This window comes from Halolamina salifodinae (genome assembly GCF_017874235.1).
Classification (GTDB): domain Archaea; phylum Halobacteriota; class Halobacteria; order Halobacteriales; family Haloferacaceae; genus Halolamina; species Halolamina salifodinae.
In genome coordinates, this window is record NZ_JAGGLC010000007.1 from 1 (window position 1) to 14344 (window position 14344).

Consider the following 14344-nt stretch of genomic DNA (forward strand, 5'->3'; position numbering starts at 1 on the left):
CAAGGGTCAGTCCGGCAATGGCGAGCCGGGCGGGACCAAGGGTCAGTCCGGCAATGGCGAGCCGGGCGGGACCAAGGGTCAGTCCGGCAATGGCGGGCCGGGCGGGGCCAAGGGTCCGCTCGCACCAGTCAGCCGGCTGGTACCGTGCCCCCTGCCGGCGATCCGGCGGCCGCAGATCGCCCCTCGCCGGCCGAAATCCGTGTCGGGCCCAAATACGGGCCTTTTTCAGGCCGAAGGCCGTCGACCGAGGTATGCAGGGTAGTCTACCGCCGGAAGCCCAAGAGAAGATCGAGGAGCTACAGGACCTTCAGGAGACCACCGAGCAGCTTACCGCCCAGAAGGGGCAGGCCGAGACCTCGCTCAACGAGGCTCAGACCGCCCTCGAGGCGCTCGAGGACATCGACGAGGACGCGACCATGTACCGAGAGATCGGTGAGCTCCTCGTCCACACCGACTACGCGGAGGCCGAGGAGAACCTCGAGGAGAAGGTCGACAGCCTCGAAGTTCGCGTCGAGCAGCTCCAGAAGCGCGAGCAGAAGACCCAGAAGCAGTTCGAGGAACTGCAGGAGGAGCTCCAGCAGCTCCTGCAGGGCGGCGAGGGCGGCCCGATGGGCCCCGGCGGCCCGGGCGCCGGCGCGTAAATGACGACTGAGGAGCCGACCGACGAGGAGGTCGTCGAGACCGCCAGCGCGGCCGCGGAGGGCGTCGTGCTGGACCGCTACAAGCAGTCCGAGCTGACCGACCTCGACGTGACAGTCACGTTCGAGGACGGTGTGCTCGACGTCGACGTCTACGTCAACCCCCCCGAGGACGCCGACCCCGACGCCGAAGACGTGGCCGAGGCGGCGGCGCTCGCGGCGCAGGACGCGGTCGACGAACTGTTCGAGTAGCCGGCGACCGTTCTGCCGGCGTTCGCAACATCCACCAGCGCCCCGCTCGCGCCGAAGGTTTTCTGCATTGCTCGGCCCGGGTAGCCCGCGGCCGAACTCAGGTAACGAAAAAGAGCAGCACGCTGATCGCGACCACCGCGAGGCTGACCGCGAGCGCGAACGCGCCGCCGAGCGAGACCACCGCGTTGGCGTGGGAGGCGAGCGTCTCGGTGCGGTCGTTGCCGAACACCGTCACCTCCGCGCGCTCGGTGGCCATCCCCGCCTCGACCGGTTCGGTGTCGTCTCGCGCACGCTCGGCGATGTCGGCGACTTTGTCGATGAACGCCGCGTGGCCGATCTCGGCGCCCACCTGATTGTCGGCCTCGACGGTGTTGACGATGTGCGTGTCGGTGGTCATCACCTCCGCGTGCTCGAACCCCGCCGCCTGGAGTTCGTCGACGGTCCGGTCCCGGAGCCACGGCTCCATGTTGTTCCCGTCGACGAGCACGTGGGCGGTTTCCTGTCCGTCGACGGCGGTGACGGCGACGCGGATGCCCAGCGGGCCGATCCCGTCGGCTGGCTCCCACTCGGTCTCCTCCCACGCAGTCCCGAGCGAGAGCGCCGACTCGGGGGCGTCGCCGAGGCGCTCGCCGGCCGCGCCCGCGGCGTTGATCATGTCGAACGAGCGCTCGCTGCCGGGGGTGACGTGGCCCAGATCCGGGCCGTCGAGGCCGTTGTTGCAGTTGTGAGCGTCGACGAGCAGCACGTCGTCCAGCCCGCTGGTCCGGGCCTCGGTGGCCGCGGTGAGGCCGACACCGTACTCTACGTCGTCGGCGAACACCGGCGAGAACGTGTTGACCAGCAGGCCGTCGCCGCCGAACGCCTGGCCGAGCATCTCGGCGTCGCCGGCGCGGATGCGCTCGCTCCGGGTGGCGTCGGCGGTGTAGTCGATGCGCCGGTGGGCGCGGTCGGCGGCGTCGATCAGGCGCTCGACCTCGCGCTCGGTGACGAGGTTGAAGTCGTGGCCGGCGGTGGCGTGGGGCGGGAACGCCAGCCCCTCGGCGCTCTCGGCGACGCGCTGGGGGAGGTTGCCGCCGCCGATCTCGCCCATCGGCCCGGGGTGGATCATCGGGAGCACGAACCGGGCCTTCTCGGTGCCGTCGTCGGGGTCACGGAACGCGAGCACCGTGACGGGGACGACCGCCTCCTCGCCAAGTTCCTCGAAGAAGTCCTCCAGTTCGTCGGTGCCCTCGGCGACGTGGCCGATGAACCCCCGGAGGAAGTCGAGCATCGAGACGCCCATCGAGCGCCGCCAGGGTTGATCGACCGCGACCAGGAACACGAAGACGGCGACGGCGTAGATCGCACAGAGCACGCCCAGCAGCGCGAACTGGGTGGGTGAGATGGTGCTCAGCACGCCCGGCGCCTCCGCCGACTCGTTCAAGAACGGCGTGAGAAACGCCCGCAGGGCCGACCCGCCGTCGGCGAGATAGCGGATCGCCCCGCTGTAGACGAACAGCAGCGCGGCCGCCGCGCCGGTCTGGATGCTGGCGGGCAGGACCGCGACCGGGAGCGAGGTTCGGGAGACGGCCATCACCACCAGCAGTCGCAGCGCGAACACCGACGCCAGCGCGACGATCAGCGCGTCGAAGACGAACGTCTGGTCGAGCCACGCGACCAGGTAGGCAAGCAGGGCAGCGACGCTCACGACGGCGACGATCAGCAGTTCACAGATCAGCGCGAGCAGCGACGCCCGGTTGTAGGTGAGTCGGCCGCCCGTGTAGCGGTCGACCCACGGCGTGGCGAAGCCGGCGATAACCGTCGGGAGGCCGATGAAGAAGATCCCCTCGAGGGCGTCCTGGCCCAGAAAGAGGATCCCCCGGAACACCGCGTCAGCCTCGCCGCTGTCGAAGGCGCCGATGCCCGCGATGGCGGCCACCACCAGCGCGAACGTCAGGCTGGTGTACCAGTTCGGGGCTCGGAAGATGAACCGTGAGAGCCCCGCGAGGTTGCTCTGGGACGCCGTCATCGCTACTGGATCCGGCCCGGACGCTCAAAAACCCGTGACTTCCGTCCGACCGGCCTACCGCGACTCGCAGATCGTCCGGAACGCCTCGAAGACTGCCTCTCCCTCCGCAGTGTGGGCGACCTCGGGATGCCACTGGACGCCGTAGAGCCCTCGCTCGGGGTTGCTCATCGCCTCGACCTCACAGACGTCGCTCCGGGCCGTTCGCTCGAAGCCCTCGGGGACCGTGTCGACCTCGTCGGCGTGGCTGGCCCAGACGCGCGTCTCGGGGGCGAGGCTGCCGATCAGGGGGTCCTCGTCGTCGAGGATCTCGACGGTCACGTCGGCGTAGCCGCCGTAGTCGCCGCTGTGGGTGCTGCCGTCGAGTTCCACGGCCATGAACTGCATGCCGAGACAGATCCCCAACACGGGGACGCCGAGGTCGAGATAGTCCGCACAGCGGCCGACACGGTCCATCGAGGGGCCGCCCGAGAGCACGATGCCGTCGGCGTTGATCTCCTCGGGGTCGGTGTCGTTGTCGAGGATCTCGGTCTCGACGCCGATGTCCCGGAGCGCGCGCCCCTCCAGGTGGGTGAACTGTCCGTGGTTGTCGATGACGACGATGCGGGTCATGGGCTGGGTTGGCCGACGAGGCCCAAAAACACCTCGGAAGCTGCCGGAGATACGCACGTCCGTGCATCGCCGGGCGGCCAAGCGCCGGCCTCAGATCGCGAACGGGTCGAACTGTTCGTTGCGGCCGTCCCACTGCTCGATATCGCGCTCGGCGCGGGTGTCGAGATACACTTCGACGCCGTTGCCGTCCGGGTCGTCGAAGTAGAGCGCCTTACTGATCCCGTGATCGACGGGCGAGAACGGCACGTCGCGCTCGCGCAGGCGCTCGGCTGTCTCCCGGAGCGCGTCGGTGCTCTCGACTTCCCACGCGGAGTGGTAGAGGCCGACACCGGGGCCACGCGGGGTCGCCGGCACGTCGTCGTCAGTTTCGGGGGCGCCGATGCCCTGGAGCGCGAGGTCGTGGTGGTGCTCGCCGAACGTGAGGAACGCGTACCGGTCGACGCGTTCGGTCACCTCGAGGCCGAGAACGTCGCGGTAGAACTCGACGGCGCGCTCGGGGTCGGTGACTTTCAGGTGGACGTGGCCGAGGTGGTCGGCGGGCATAGCCGGGAGTACGTGCGCGAACACGGGGTGATTTGCGGCGGCGGCGGTCACTCCTCGCGGCGCTCGCCGGCCGACTGGAACCCGAGTTCGGACTGCTCGGCGCCGCGGCGTTGCTCGCGGGCCGCAATGGCCTCCGGATCCGGGCTGGCGTCGTCGTCGACTCGGGCGAACGAGCGGTGGACCTTCGTGTGACACCAGCGACAGAGGCCGACGGTGATCTCGTGGGAGGGCTCCGCGTCGCCCTCGTCGTGTTCTTGATCGGCCGCCGGCCGACCGTCGCCGGCGGCACCTGCATACGACAGGTGGTGCTCCTCGATCAGCGGCCGGGCGTCGGGGTCGTGGGCGATCCGGACCTCCTCCAGCCCACAGCGGGCACACTCCTTAGCGTCAGTCGTCGAGCGGTAGTGGGGACAGCGCGACCAGTCTGGCTCCGTGCCGTCGGTGGCCGCCGCCTCGGTGTCGGCGACGACGCAGGCGTAGCCATCGGCGCGGCGCTCGGCCGCGAACGACGAATCGGCGCCGGCCTGATCCAGCGCGTAGCGACAGCGGCCGTCACTGGTGAGGTGATCGCACGCGCCCGCGACGGCGTAGGGGTCGTCGACGCCGACCGGGGTCCCATCGGGCGTCTCCTCCATACCCGCCGTGGGTCGCGCGCGGCCTTCAACGCTCGGGGGGAACGCTTAGTAGCCCAGCGCCGGGAGCGAGGAGCGTGCGACTCGTCCACCACAGCGACGGCGAAACCCGGACCCTCGCCGAGAACGTGAGCCGACGGGAGGACCACCGGACGCTCGCCGAGAACGTCGAGGAGGCCGAGGGGCCGCTCGCGCAGGCCCTGGGCGTGATGTTCCGGCGTTCGCTGCCCGAGGGGTACGCGCTCGTGTTCCCGTTCGACGAGCCAGCCAGCCGGACCATCCACACGCTGTTCGTGTTCGTGGCGCTGGACGTGCTCTGGATGGTGGACGACGAAGTGACGAAAGTCGAGCGCCTGCGGCCGTTCCGCGGGCTCGCCCACGGGCTGGCGGACACAGTGGTGGAGCTTCCGGCCGGCGCCGCCGAGGGCGTCGAGCCGGGAGATACGGTCGAAATGGAGGGGTGACGAGCTAACTCAGTCGGGGGCCACGTCGAGCCGCGGATCTCGAAGCGCGCGCCGCCGTTCTTGGCGTCGGTGTTTTTCAGCGCGCCGCCATGGGCCTGGACGATAGCGAGGCCGAAACTGCTGACGCTCTGGGTGGAGGAGTCGGTCGAATCGGTCGGGGCAGATCGGAGAGGCATCATAGTGCCCCCCGTTCGGCCGCCGTCGGGCGGCACTTCCGCTGTGCCCCATGGAACGTTTCGGAGAAGTGATGGGACCGCTGAGACTCGAACTCAGGTCCTACGGACCCCATCCGCAGAGGATACCACTACCCTACGGTCCCGTACGTAGAACGAACGCTGTCTTGCAGTTAAGCACTTCGCTTCGTCCCCTCGTCGCGCAGAACCGTCTCCGCCTCGGCGACACAACCCCGGCGGCGCCGATGCCGCCTACTCGTCGGCGTCCCGCGGCGCCACCAGCGGCCCCTCGTCGCGGGCGGCCATGCTGAGCACCGCGTCGCCCTCGTAGGCCGCCAGCCCCTCCTTCCGTCCGATCACGTAGCCGTCGTGCTCGGCTTCGACCGTGTCGATCTGCTCGCCGGCCGCGCTCACGACGTCCGCGACGACTTCACCCTCCTCGACCATGTCGCCGGCCTCGAAGCGGTGGCGCACGAGCCCCGCCGTCTCCGTCCGCGGGCCGCGGAAGCGCCGCACCGGGAAGTCAACCGGTGCGTCGTAGCTTCCGGGCTCCTCGACCTCCTCGGGCCAGTCGTCCAGCATCCCGAGTTCGTCCATCACGCCGTAGGCGGCGGCGACACCCGCCTCGCGAGCCCCCTCGGTGACGACGCTGTGGCCGCCGAGTTCGGTCGTAAAGGCCGGGATTCCGGCGGCGTTACAGACCGCGCCGGCCGTCGAGCGCTGGAGCCCCATCTCGACGTACTCCTCGGCGGGGTACTCCGTCAGCAGCGGCAGGCCAGTCGCCTGCACCAACGCGTCCAGTTCGTCGGCGAGCTCTTCGGCTTCGTCCTCGGTTCGGCGCTCGCCGTAGAGCACGCGGTCCCGGATGACGAACGGGAAGGAGTTCACGCCGGCAGTGTGGTTGTCGATCAGCGCGTCGGCGGAGTCGACGATGGTGTCGTAGAGCCGTTCGTCGATGCGCTCCTGTACCTCGGCGGGCCGGGAGGAGTCGCTCTCGGGGTCCGGGAACTTCCGGTTCGGGTCGTCGTCGCCGTAGTAGGACTGTCGCGCGTTCCGGCGCAGACCCGCGGGGTTGACGACCGGGACGGCGACGACGGCCCCGGAAATCCGCTGGGGCAGGTCCTCGTGCATCACGTCCTGCGTGACCGCGACGCCGGTGGCCTCGTCGCCGTGGACGCCGCCGGTGATCCAGAGCGTCGGCCCGTCTTCGTCCTCGCCGGCTCCCTGTGCCGGCGAGCCCTTCTCCCCGTTGGCGACAATGACGGGAAGTTTCTCGGGGGTCCCCGTCGGGAGCTCGGTGAGTTCCAGATGGCCGCGGTCCAGTTCGCCGGGTGCCGCGCTCGCGGTGCCGATATCCATGCCCGAGGCTGTGGCGGGCGGGGGGAAGAAGCTACGGCACGGCTCCGGGTTTGCCGGGAGTCAGCTAGAACAGATCGAACACGAACTCCAGGAGATCCAGCAGATGCTGGCCCCAGCGCCCGAGTCGGCCCTGTTCGTCGCCCTCGGCGTCCGCCGGGGCGTCATCGGCGTTGCCGTCTCCCGGGGCCCCGTCGGCGTCGCCGTCCCCTGGGGATCCGCCTGCTTCGTCGCTCATCTCGCCGGGAGGTGTGCGAGCGGCGCAAAGAACCTTCGGCCTACACCAGCACCCGTTCGAGCGAGACCACCTCGCCCGATTCGGCGTCGGGGTCGCCGACCAGTTTCCCGAGACAGACCGCGCTGCCGTCGGGCGTGTAGCAGGCCAGCAGGTCGTCGGCTCCCGGGTCGAGGCCCGCTGCCACCTCATCAATCTCGATCACGCCCGGTGCGTAGACGGGCGCTCCCTCGGCGACTTCCACGGCCGCACTCCGGGCGATGGTGACCGCGGGGAGGTGCTCCATCGCGCGCTCGGCCGGCGAGACCACCTCGCGGAGGAATTCCTCGTAGCCCTCGCCGGCTCCCTGTGCCGGCGAGCGCCGCCGGTCATCTTCGCGTGCCCACGCGAGGCCGTCAGCGAGGTCCTGCAGCGTCACGAGGTCGGTGTCGTCGAACGGGTCCGTGCCGACCCGGCGGAGGTTCCCCATGTGCCCGCCGGTGCCCAGCGCCAGCCCGAGGTCGTGGCAGAGTTTCCGGATGTAGGTGCCGCTCTCACAGCGGATCCGCAGCAGCGCCTGCCGGTCTTTCAGCTCCAGTAGGTCGAGGTTGTAGATCTCCCGGGAGCGCAGGCGGCGCACGACGGCACTCTTCCGGGGCGGCTTCTGGTAGATTTCGGCCTCGAACGCCGCGACGGTGGCCTCGACGTCCGTCGGCGGGAGCCCGTGGAGTTCCAGCACGGCGACGTACTCCTTGGCGCCTTCGAGGAACACGGGCGCGAGCCGAGTGGCGTCGCCGAGCATCGTCGGCAGACAGCCCGTGACTTTCGGGTCGAGCGTGCCCGCGTGGGCTGCTTGCTCGACATCCGCGAGGTCCCGGACCCACGCCGCCACCTGGTGGGCCGAGGGGCCCGCGGGCTTGTCGAGGTTGACGACGCCGAAGGAGAGGAGTGCCTCGACGGAGCGCTCGCCCGGCGGGTCGCGGAGTGGGTCACTCACGGTCAGAAGTCGTAACGGATGCCCTCGACAGGCTGTTTCCCCTCGTCCTCCTCGGGGTCGTAGCGCTCGACGGCCTGCGCGAGCAGGTCGGGGACGGTCATCTCGCCCCAGCGCGCGGTGTTGAACGCAGCGTCGTAGATAGTGAGATCGGTGATGTCGAGGTCGTAGAGCTCCTCGTAGCGCTTGGCCTCGCTGCGCTCGCGGCGCTCGGTGACTGCGCGGGCCTCCTCGACGGTCTTGTCCTCGCGGTCGGCGATGCGCTCGGCGCGCACGTCGAGCGGGGCGTCGAGCCAGAACCGCATATCGGCGTGCTCGGCCGCGAGCCAGCCAGCGAGCCGGGACTCCAGCAGCACGTCCTCGCGCGTGGCGGCGATGTTGCGCAGGCGTCGGTCGAGATCGCGGTCGATCTGGTCTTCCTCCTCGGCGAGTTCGTTGAACTCCACGGGGGTGTAGCCCCGTTCCTCGGCGAGTTCGCGGAAGATGTCGCCGCCGCTGATGTGGTCGAGGTCGAACCGTTGGGCCAACAGCTCCGCGTTCGTGCTCTTCCCGCTGCCCGGCGGGCCGGAGACGGTGAGTAACATAGCGACAAAAGCGCGCAGAGGGGGAAAATCGTTGCCGTTCGTCGGCGGTTGGTGGATGTGTGGCACCGTCGACGCCGACGCGCCCCCGGCACGGCCAGTAGCTTTTGGAGGGAGCCGGACCCAGATCCGGGCATAATGACGCTCCAGGCATCGATCATCGAGGTCCAGCGCCAGTCCGACGTCGACGACGACGAGACCGCCGAGGAGACGCTGCGGGAGACCCTCGACCTCCTCGCCGAGCGCATTTCCCGCGAAGAGGGGAAGAACATCGCCGGCAAACTCCCCAAGGAGATGGAGACGTGGGCCATCGACTGGGACTCGCACTCCGAGGCCTCGTTCGGCGTCGACGAGTTCCTCGAACGCCTCGCCGACCGCCTCGGCGTGGACAAGGAGACCGCCCAGACCCGCGCACAGGCCGCCTTCGACGCGCTGGAGATGGAGACCGACCACTTCGAGCGCTCGCGGATCGAGGGCCAGCTTCCCGACGAGTACGACACGCTGATCTGAGCGCCGAACCCGTTCCGGCCAACCCTTTTCGCACGGCCCCACCACTTCCGCGCATGAACGTCCCCGACTCCGTCGCGACTGCGCTCGCGGACCGCGAGGTGGCAGGCAGGACCTGCCTCGAAGCGGGCGCCGGCGTAGGCAACGCCACAGCCGGCCTGCTCGATGCGGGCGCCGACCACGTCTACGCAGTCACTGACCGCGCAGACCACGCCGAGGGCGTCCGGGAGCGCTTCGACGGCGACGACCGCGTCACGCTGGTCGAAGCCGACCTCCGGGACCTCCCGCTCCCAGAGGGCGCCGTCGAGGTGATCACCGCCCACGCGCTGTTCAACGTCCTCCCGAACGACGCCGCGGCGCCCATCGCGGCCGAACTCACGCGCGTCGCCGCGCCGGGTGCGGAACTGATCGTCGACGACTACGACCCGATGCCGCCCGAGTCGCCGGTCCGGCAGCTATTCGCCGTGGAGAACGCTGCCGCCGAGTTGGCGAACGCGCGGGCGGCGCTGACGTTCTACCCCGCCGACGGCCTGCGACGCCTGTTCGGCGGGCACGGCTGGGAACACGACCGCACGCGCGGGATTCTGGAGCCGGTTCCGTGGTCCGAGAGCCATCTGACCGCCCACGTCGCCGAGGTCCGGGGCCACGCGAACGCGCTCCCGGAGTCGCTGGGCCAACAGCTGATCACCGAGGCCGAACTGCTGGCGAAATCGACCGGGAGCAGCGACGAGGGGCGGATGTACAGCGTGGCGATGCGGCTGCCGGCGTAGCTCCGAGCGCGAAGTCGACGCGCCGCGCCGGTCGCGTGCCGTCGTCCGTCGTCGGCCCCCTTTTTCACCACGGAGACCCACCCCCCGATAATGACCAGCGACCGGAAGCAGTCCGGCTTCAAGCAGCGAACCCGGGTCGACGACGCGCTCGCGGCGCTCAGAGACGCCGTCGATCCCCATGGCCGCGCGGCGGAGCTCCCCATCGCCGAGGCCGACGGCCGCACCCTCGCGGCGACGATGGCCGCGCCCGCGAACGTCCCCTCGGCGCCCCGGGCGGCGATGGACGGCTACGCGGTCCGTGCGGGCGACACGTTCGGCGCGTCGGACCGCTCGCCGGAAGTCCTCCGCGCCGTCGACGAGGACCCCACCGAGGGCGTCGTCGATCCGAATCAGACCCTGCGGGTCCACACCGGCAGCGCGCTCCCCGAGGGCGCCGACGCCGTCGTGAAGATCGAACAGGCCGAACCCGTCGCCGACGAGATCGAACTGTTCGACGCCGTCGCCGAGGGCGAGAACGTCGCCGAGGCCGGCGAGGACGTGGAGGAGGGCCAGCATCTCTACGACCCCGGCCACGTACTGCGACCCTCGGACCTCGGCCTGCTGAAGTCGGTCGGCTTCACCGAGGTCCCCGTCTTCGAGAAGCCCGAAGTGACCGTCATCCCGACCGGCGACGAACTCGTGCAGGAAGATCCCGGTCCGGGCGAGACCATCGAGACCAACGGCCTCACCGTCTCCCGATTCGTCGAACGCTGGGGCGGCGAGCCGACCGAACTCGCCCCCGTCGAGGACGACGAGGACGCGCTGAAGGGCGCCATCGAGTCCGGTCTCGATGGCGAACTGGTGGTCACCTCCGGCGGGTCCTCCGTCGGCCAGCGAGACCTGCTTCCCGAGGTGCTGGAGGATCTCGGTGAGATCGTCGTCCACGGCATCGCACTCAAGCCCGGGCACCCGTTCGGCTTCGCGGTCGTCGAGGACACGCCCGTGCTGATGCTGCCGGGCTACCCGGTCGCGACCATCGTCAACGCCGTGCAGTTCCTCCGCCCCGCGGTCAAGCGGGCGATGAACGCGCCGCTGCCGCCGTTCCCGACCACGGAGGCCACGTTAGAGCGAAAGATCGCCAGCGAACCCGGCGTGCGGACGTTCGCCCGGGTCCGACTGGAGGAGCACGAGAACGACCCCCGTCCCGCCGCGATCCCGACTCGCGTCTCCGGATCCGGGGTTCTCTCCAGCGTCGCGCTGGCCGACGGCTGGGTCGTCGTCCCAGAGGCCGCGGAGGGGATCGACGGCGGTGAGACCGTCGCGGTCCAGCACTGGGAGGTGGGCCAATGAGCGACCGGAAGGAGTTCCGCGACCTGACCTCGCCGGCGAAAGCCCACGAGGCCATCGCGTCGCTGGATCTCGAACCCGAGCCCGAAACCGTCGCGATCGCGGACGCCCGCGGGCGGATCCTCGCCGAGCGCGTCGACGCCGACCTCGACGTGCCGGGCTTCGACCGGGCGTCGATGGACGGCTACGCGGTGCGCGCACGGGGCACGTTCGGCGCCGACGAGGCCGACCCCGCGGTGCTCGATCTGGTGGGCGAAGTCCACGCCGGCAGCGAGCCGGACGTGTTCGTCGACGAGGGCGAGTGCGCCGAAATCTCCACGGGTGCGGTGATGCCCGACGGCGCCGACGCCGTGGTGATGGTCGAGAAAACCGACGAACTCGGCACCGAGGCCGTCGAGATCCGGACCTCGGTCGCGCCCGGCGACCACGTGATGCCCGCCGGCGCCGACATCGCCGCCGGCCAGCGCGCGCTGGGGCCCGGCACGGAGCTCACCCCCCGTGAGATCGGTCTGCTCTCAGCGCTCGGCAAGGGCGAAATCGAGGTGCGAGGGAAGCCGACGATCGGCATCGTTTCGACGGGCGACGAACTGGTCCGGCCCGGCGAGGACCTCAACAGCGACGCCGGCCAGATCTACGACGTGAACAGCTACACCATCGCCGCCGGGGTCGAGGAAGCCGGCGGCGAGGCCAAACTCTACCCCCACGCCGGCGACGACATGGACGTGATGGAAGAGGCGCTGACGACCGCTGCCGAGGAGTGCGATCTGGTGCTCTCCTCCGGCTCTACATCGGCCTCGGCGGTCGACGTCGTGTATCAGGTGATTGAGGAGCGCGGCGAACTCCTGCTCCACGGCGTCTCCGTGAAACCTGGGAAGCCGATGCTCGTCGGGCGACTGGCGGACAGCGCCTACGTCGGCCTGCCGGGCTACCCCGTCTCCGCACTCACCATCTTCCGGACCTTCGTCGCGCCCGCGATCCGACGCGCCGCTGGGGTGCCAGAACCCCGAACCGCAACTGTGGAGGGGAAACTGGCGACCGAGGAGCGCTACAGCGAGGGCCGCACCCGGATGATGCCGGTGGGTCTCGTCGAGAACGAGGCGGGCGAGACGCTGGTCTACCCCGTGGACAAGGGCTCGGGCGCGACGACCAGCCTCGTGGAAGCCGACGGCGTCGTCGAAGTCGATGCCGACACCGAGTACCTCGCTGAGGGCGAACAGGTGCGCGTGACCCTGTTCTCGCCGAGCGTCCGGACCCCCGCGGTGCTCGCGTTCGGCGAGGACGACCCGGCGTTCTCGCGCCTGCTGGACCGCCTCAAGTCGAGTCGGTTCCTCTCGGTCGGCTCCCGTGAGGGGCTTCGACGCCTGCGCGACGGCCTGCCGGACGCCGCCGTCGTCGCCGGCCCGGTCCGGCGCGAAGTGGAGTCGGTCGGCCTCGGCTCCTGGAAGCGCGAGTGGGGGCTGATCGTGCCCGAGGGCAACCCCGCGGGAATCGAGGGGTTCGGGGATCTGATCGACGGCGACCTGCGGTTCGTGAACCTCGACACGGCGACGGGCCTCCGGGCCAGCGCCGACGCGGAACTGGAGCGACTGGCTGCCGCGCGGGACACCGACGCCGCCGCGCTGCAGAACGCCATCGACGGCTACGGGTTCACGCTCAAGGCCCACGAGAGCCCCGCCAGACGGGTGCTCGCAGGGGAGTTCGACGCCGGCCTCGGCCTGCGCGCGACCGCGGAGAAACTGGGGCTGGGATTCGTCCCGGTCGACAGCCAGACCGTCCGGGTGCGGGCCAACCCCGAGCGCGTGGAGAAACAGGGCATGAAGGACCTGAAAGCCGTGCTCTCAGGGATGGAGGAGGTGCTCGCCGATCTCCCGGGGTTCGAACCCGTCGACGAATGAGTCTCCCGTCACGCCGCAGCGCGCTCCGTCTCGGCAGCAGTGGGCTGCTCTCCGGCGTGTTCGGGCTGCTCGCTGGCTGTTCCGCGCCGAGCGGCACCACACCGGCACCGAACGGGAAACGGATCCTCGCGCTCGGGGACTCCTACACCGTCGGCACCGGCGTCGACGCCGACGAGCGCTGGGTGACGAAACTCACCGAGCGACTGCGCGCCGAGGGTGAGGCCGTCGCCGATCCAGTGGTGATTGCGGAGAACGGCTGGACGACGGACGATCTGGACGAGGCAATTGATAAAGCGGAGCCAGCAGGGCCGTTCGACCTCGTGACCCTGCTGATCGGCGCCAACAACTGCTTTCAGGAGGAGCCACCCGAGACGTTCGCGCCGAAGTTCGAGGCCATGCTGGATCGGGCGCTGGAGTTCGCCGAGAATCCGGACTCGGTCGTCGTGATCACCGTGCCGGACTACACGCTCACCCCTGTCGGGCAGGAGAACGACCCCGAAGAACACGCGGAACGGCTGGACGCCTACGAGGAGATCACCCGCGAGGCAGTCGAGAAACGGGGGGTTCGGCTCGTCGACGTGATTCCGCCGTCGAAGCGCGTTGCTGCGGAGCCAGCACTGATCGCCGGGGACGACCTCCACCCGGCGCCCGCCCAGCACGACCTGTGGCTGGAGCGGATCTATCCGGTCGCCGCAGAAGCGCTCCGGGCTTAGACGCCGAACACCGTCTCATCGAGGTCCGTGAACTGCTCGACGCGGTGGTCCGCCAGCACGCACTGGCCACGGCGATCCGGGCCGTGGCGCTCGACGTGAACCGCGTCGAGGCCGGCGTTCCACGCCGCGCCAACGTCGCTCGGGCCGTCGCCGGCGAGCACGCCCGCACCTTCTGCGTCGACACCGAGCCGCTGCATCGTGTGGTGGACCGGCTCGGGGTCGGGTTTCCAGCCCAGATCGTCGGAACAAGTCACGAACGCGTCGAAGCGCGAGCGCAGGTCGAGGTCGTCGACGACGCGGTCGGCGAGGAACGGCGCGCAGTGGGTGACGACGCCCACCGGGCGCCCGGCGCGGTCGAGTTCGTCGAGGAGGGCGGCGGCGTCGTCGTGGATGTACGTCGCCTCGGCGCGGGCACCGGGATCCTCGGCCTCGTGGAGCGCGGGCCAGAAGCGGCCGGGGTCGAGCCCCAGCGCGGCCAGTTTCTCGCTGCGCGGGCCGCCGAGACCGTGCCAGAGCGTCTCCACTTCCTCGTCGGTGAACTCTCGGCCGAGCCGGTCGCCGACTTCCTCGAACACGTCGTAGCGGTACTGGGGCTCCACGTCGACGATGGTGCCGTCGAGGTCGAGCAGCCAGAAGTCGTACGCCATCTGGGCGGTGCTAGCCGGTTCG

17 protein-coding genes and 1 tRNA gene are annotated in these 14344 nt (G+C 70.1%); 8 read left to right on the forward strand and 10 right to left on the reverse strand.

The window, feature by feature from the left end:
* The first annotated feature begins 251 nt into the window (after positions 1-251).
* A complete protein-coding gene (locus J2753_RS13680; protein ID WP_209492623.1) occupies positions 252-641 on the forward strand; it encodes a prefoldin subunit beta in 390 nt (129 codons plus the stop codon).
* Positions 642-890: a DUF3194 domain-containing protein gene (locus J2753_RS13685; protein WP_209492624.1), complete on the forward strand. Its 249-nt coding sequence runs from the start codon at positions 642-644 to the stop codon at positions 888-890.
* Between the two features lie 97 nt (positions 891-987).
* Here J2753_RS13685 and J2753_RS13690 read toward each other — a convergent pair whose 3' ends face one another.
* The 4 genes from J2753_RS13690 to J2753_RS13705 form a co-directional block, all read right to left on the reverse strand.
* The gene (locus J2753_RS13690; protein ID WP_209492625.1) at positions 988-2898 is read right to left on the reverse strand and encodes a DUF2070 family protein; all 1911 of its coding nucleotides are present in this window, start codon (positions 2896-2898) and stop codon (positions 988-990) included.
* Positions 2899-2952: 54 nt separating this feature from the next.
* A complete protein-coding gene (locus J2753_RS13695) occupies positions 2953-3507 on the reverse strand; it encodes a GMP synthase subunit A (RefSeq protein WP_209492626.1) in 555 nt (184 codons plus the stop codon).
* A gap of 90 nt (positions 3508-3597) precedes the next feature.
* Positions 3598-4050, reverse strand: coding sequence for a VOC family protein (locus J2753_RS13700; RefSeq protein WP_209492627.1), 453 nt, complete (start codon positions 4048-4050; stop codon positions 3598-3600).
* Between the two features lie 47 nt (positions 4051-4097).
* On the reverse strand, positions 4098-4685 hold the full coding sequence (locus J2753_RS13705; RefSeq protein WP_209492628.1) for a DUF7097 family protein: 588 nt from the start codon (positions 4683-4685) through the stop codon (positions 4098-4100).
* 74 nt (positions 4686-4759) lie between these two features.
* Between J2753_RS13705 and J2753_RS13710 the strand changes: the two genes are divergently transcribed.
* Positions 4760-5146 carry a DUF192 domain-containing protein gene (locus J2753_RS13710; RefSeq protein WP_209492629.1) on the forward strand — a complete coding sequence of 129 codons (387 nt, stop codon included), beginning with the start codon at positions 4760-4762 and terminating at the stop codon, positions 5144-5146.
* 248 nt (positions 5147-5394) lie between these two features.
* Here J2753_RS13710 and J2753_RS13715 read toward each other — a convergent pair.
* The 5 genes from J2753_RS13715 to cmk all read right to left on the reverse strand — a co-directional run bounded on the left by J2753_RS13715 (position 5395) and on the right by cmk (position 8467).
* A tRNA-Pro gene (locus J2753_RS13715) sits at positions 5395-5465 on the reverse strand.
* Between the two features lie 106 nt (positions 5466-5571).
* The gene (locus tag J2753_RS13720; RefSeq protein ID WP_209492630.1) at positions 5572-6678 is read right to left on the reverse strand and encodes a succinylglutamate desuccinylase/aspartoacylase family protein; all 1107 of its coding nucleotides are present in this window, start codon (positions 6676-6678) and stop codon (positions 5572-5574) included.
* Positions 6679-6742: 64 nt separating this feature from the next.
* Positions 6743-6913, reverse strand: a complete 171-nt coding sequence (locus J2753_RS13725) for a hypothetical protein (protein WP_209492631.1) — start codon at positions 6911-6913, stop codon at positions 6743-6745.
* Positions 6914-6953: 40 nt separating this feature from the next.
* Positions 6954-7892, reverse strand: coding sequence for an RNA-guided pseudouridylation complex pseudouridine synthase subunit Cbf5 (locus tag J2753_RS13730; protein WP_209492743.1), 939 nt, complete (start codon positions 7890-7892; stop codon positions 6954-6956).
* The gene (cmk, locus tag J2753_RS13735) at positions 7889-8467 is read right to left on the reverse strand and encodes a (d)CMP kinase (protein WP_209492632.1); all 579 of its coding nucleotides are present in this window, start codon (positions 8465-8467) and stop codon (positions 7889-7891) included. Before cmk ends, J2753_RS13730 begins: the two co-directional genes overlap by 4 nt.
* Positions 8468-8602: 135 nt before the next feature.
* Between cmk and J2753_RS13740 the strand changes: the two genes are divergently transcribed.
* The 5 genes from J2753_RS13740 (at position 8603) to J2753_RS13760 (ending at position 13675) form a co-directional block, all read left to right on the forward strand.
* Positions 8603-8974 (forward strand): DUF2267 domain-containing protein, encoded by a 372-nt coding sequence (locus J2753_RS13740; protein WP_209492633.1) that lies wholly within the window; start codon positions 8603-8605, stop codon positions 8972-8974.
* 53 nt (positions 8975-9027) lie between these two features.
* Positions 9028-9741: a class I SAM-dependent methyltransferase gene (locus tag J2753_RS13745; protein WP_209492634.1), complete on the forward strand. Its 714-nt coding sequence runs from the start codon at positions 9028-9030 to the stop codon at positions 9739-9741.
* 90 nt (positions 9742-9831) lie between these two features.
* Entirely contained in the window at positions 9832-11070 is a 1239-nt protein-coding gene (locus J2753_RS13750) for a molybdopterin molybdotransferase MoeA (RefSeq protein WP_209492635.1), read from the forward strand.
* Complete coding sequence (locus J2753_RS13755) at positions 11067-12962, forward strand: molybdopterin biosynthesis protein (protein WP_209492636.1); 1896 nt, start codon at positions 11067-11069, stop codon at positions 12960-12962. The genes J2753_RS13750 and J2753_RS13755 overlap by 4 nt, the downstream gene beginning before the upstream one ends.
* Positions 12959-13675 (forward strand): SGNH/GDSL hydrolase family protein, encoded by a 717-nt coding sequence (locus tag J2753_RS13760; RefSeq protein WP_209492637.1) that lies wholly within the window; start codon positions 12959-12961, stop codon positions 13673-13675. Before J2753_RS13755 ends, J2753_RS13760 begins: the two co-directional genes overlap by 4 nt.
* Here the strand turns inward: J2753_RS13760 and J2753_RS13765 are convergent.
* Complete coding sequence (locus J2753_RS13765; RefSeq protein WP_209492638.1) at positions 13672-14322, reverse strand: HAD family hydrolase; 651 nt, start codon at positions 14320-14322, stop codon at positions 13672-13674. The genes J2753_RS13760 and J2753_RS13765 overlap by 4 nt on opposite strands.
* Between the last annotated feature and the right edge of the window lie 22 nt (positions 14323-14344).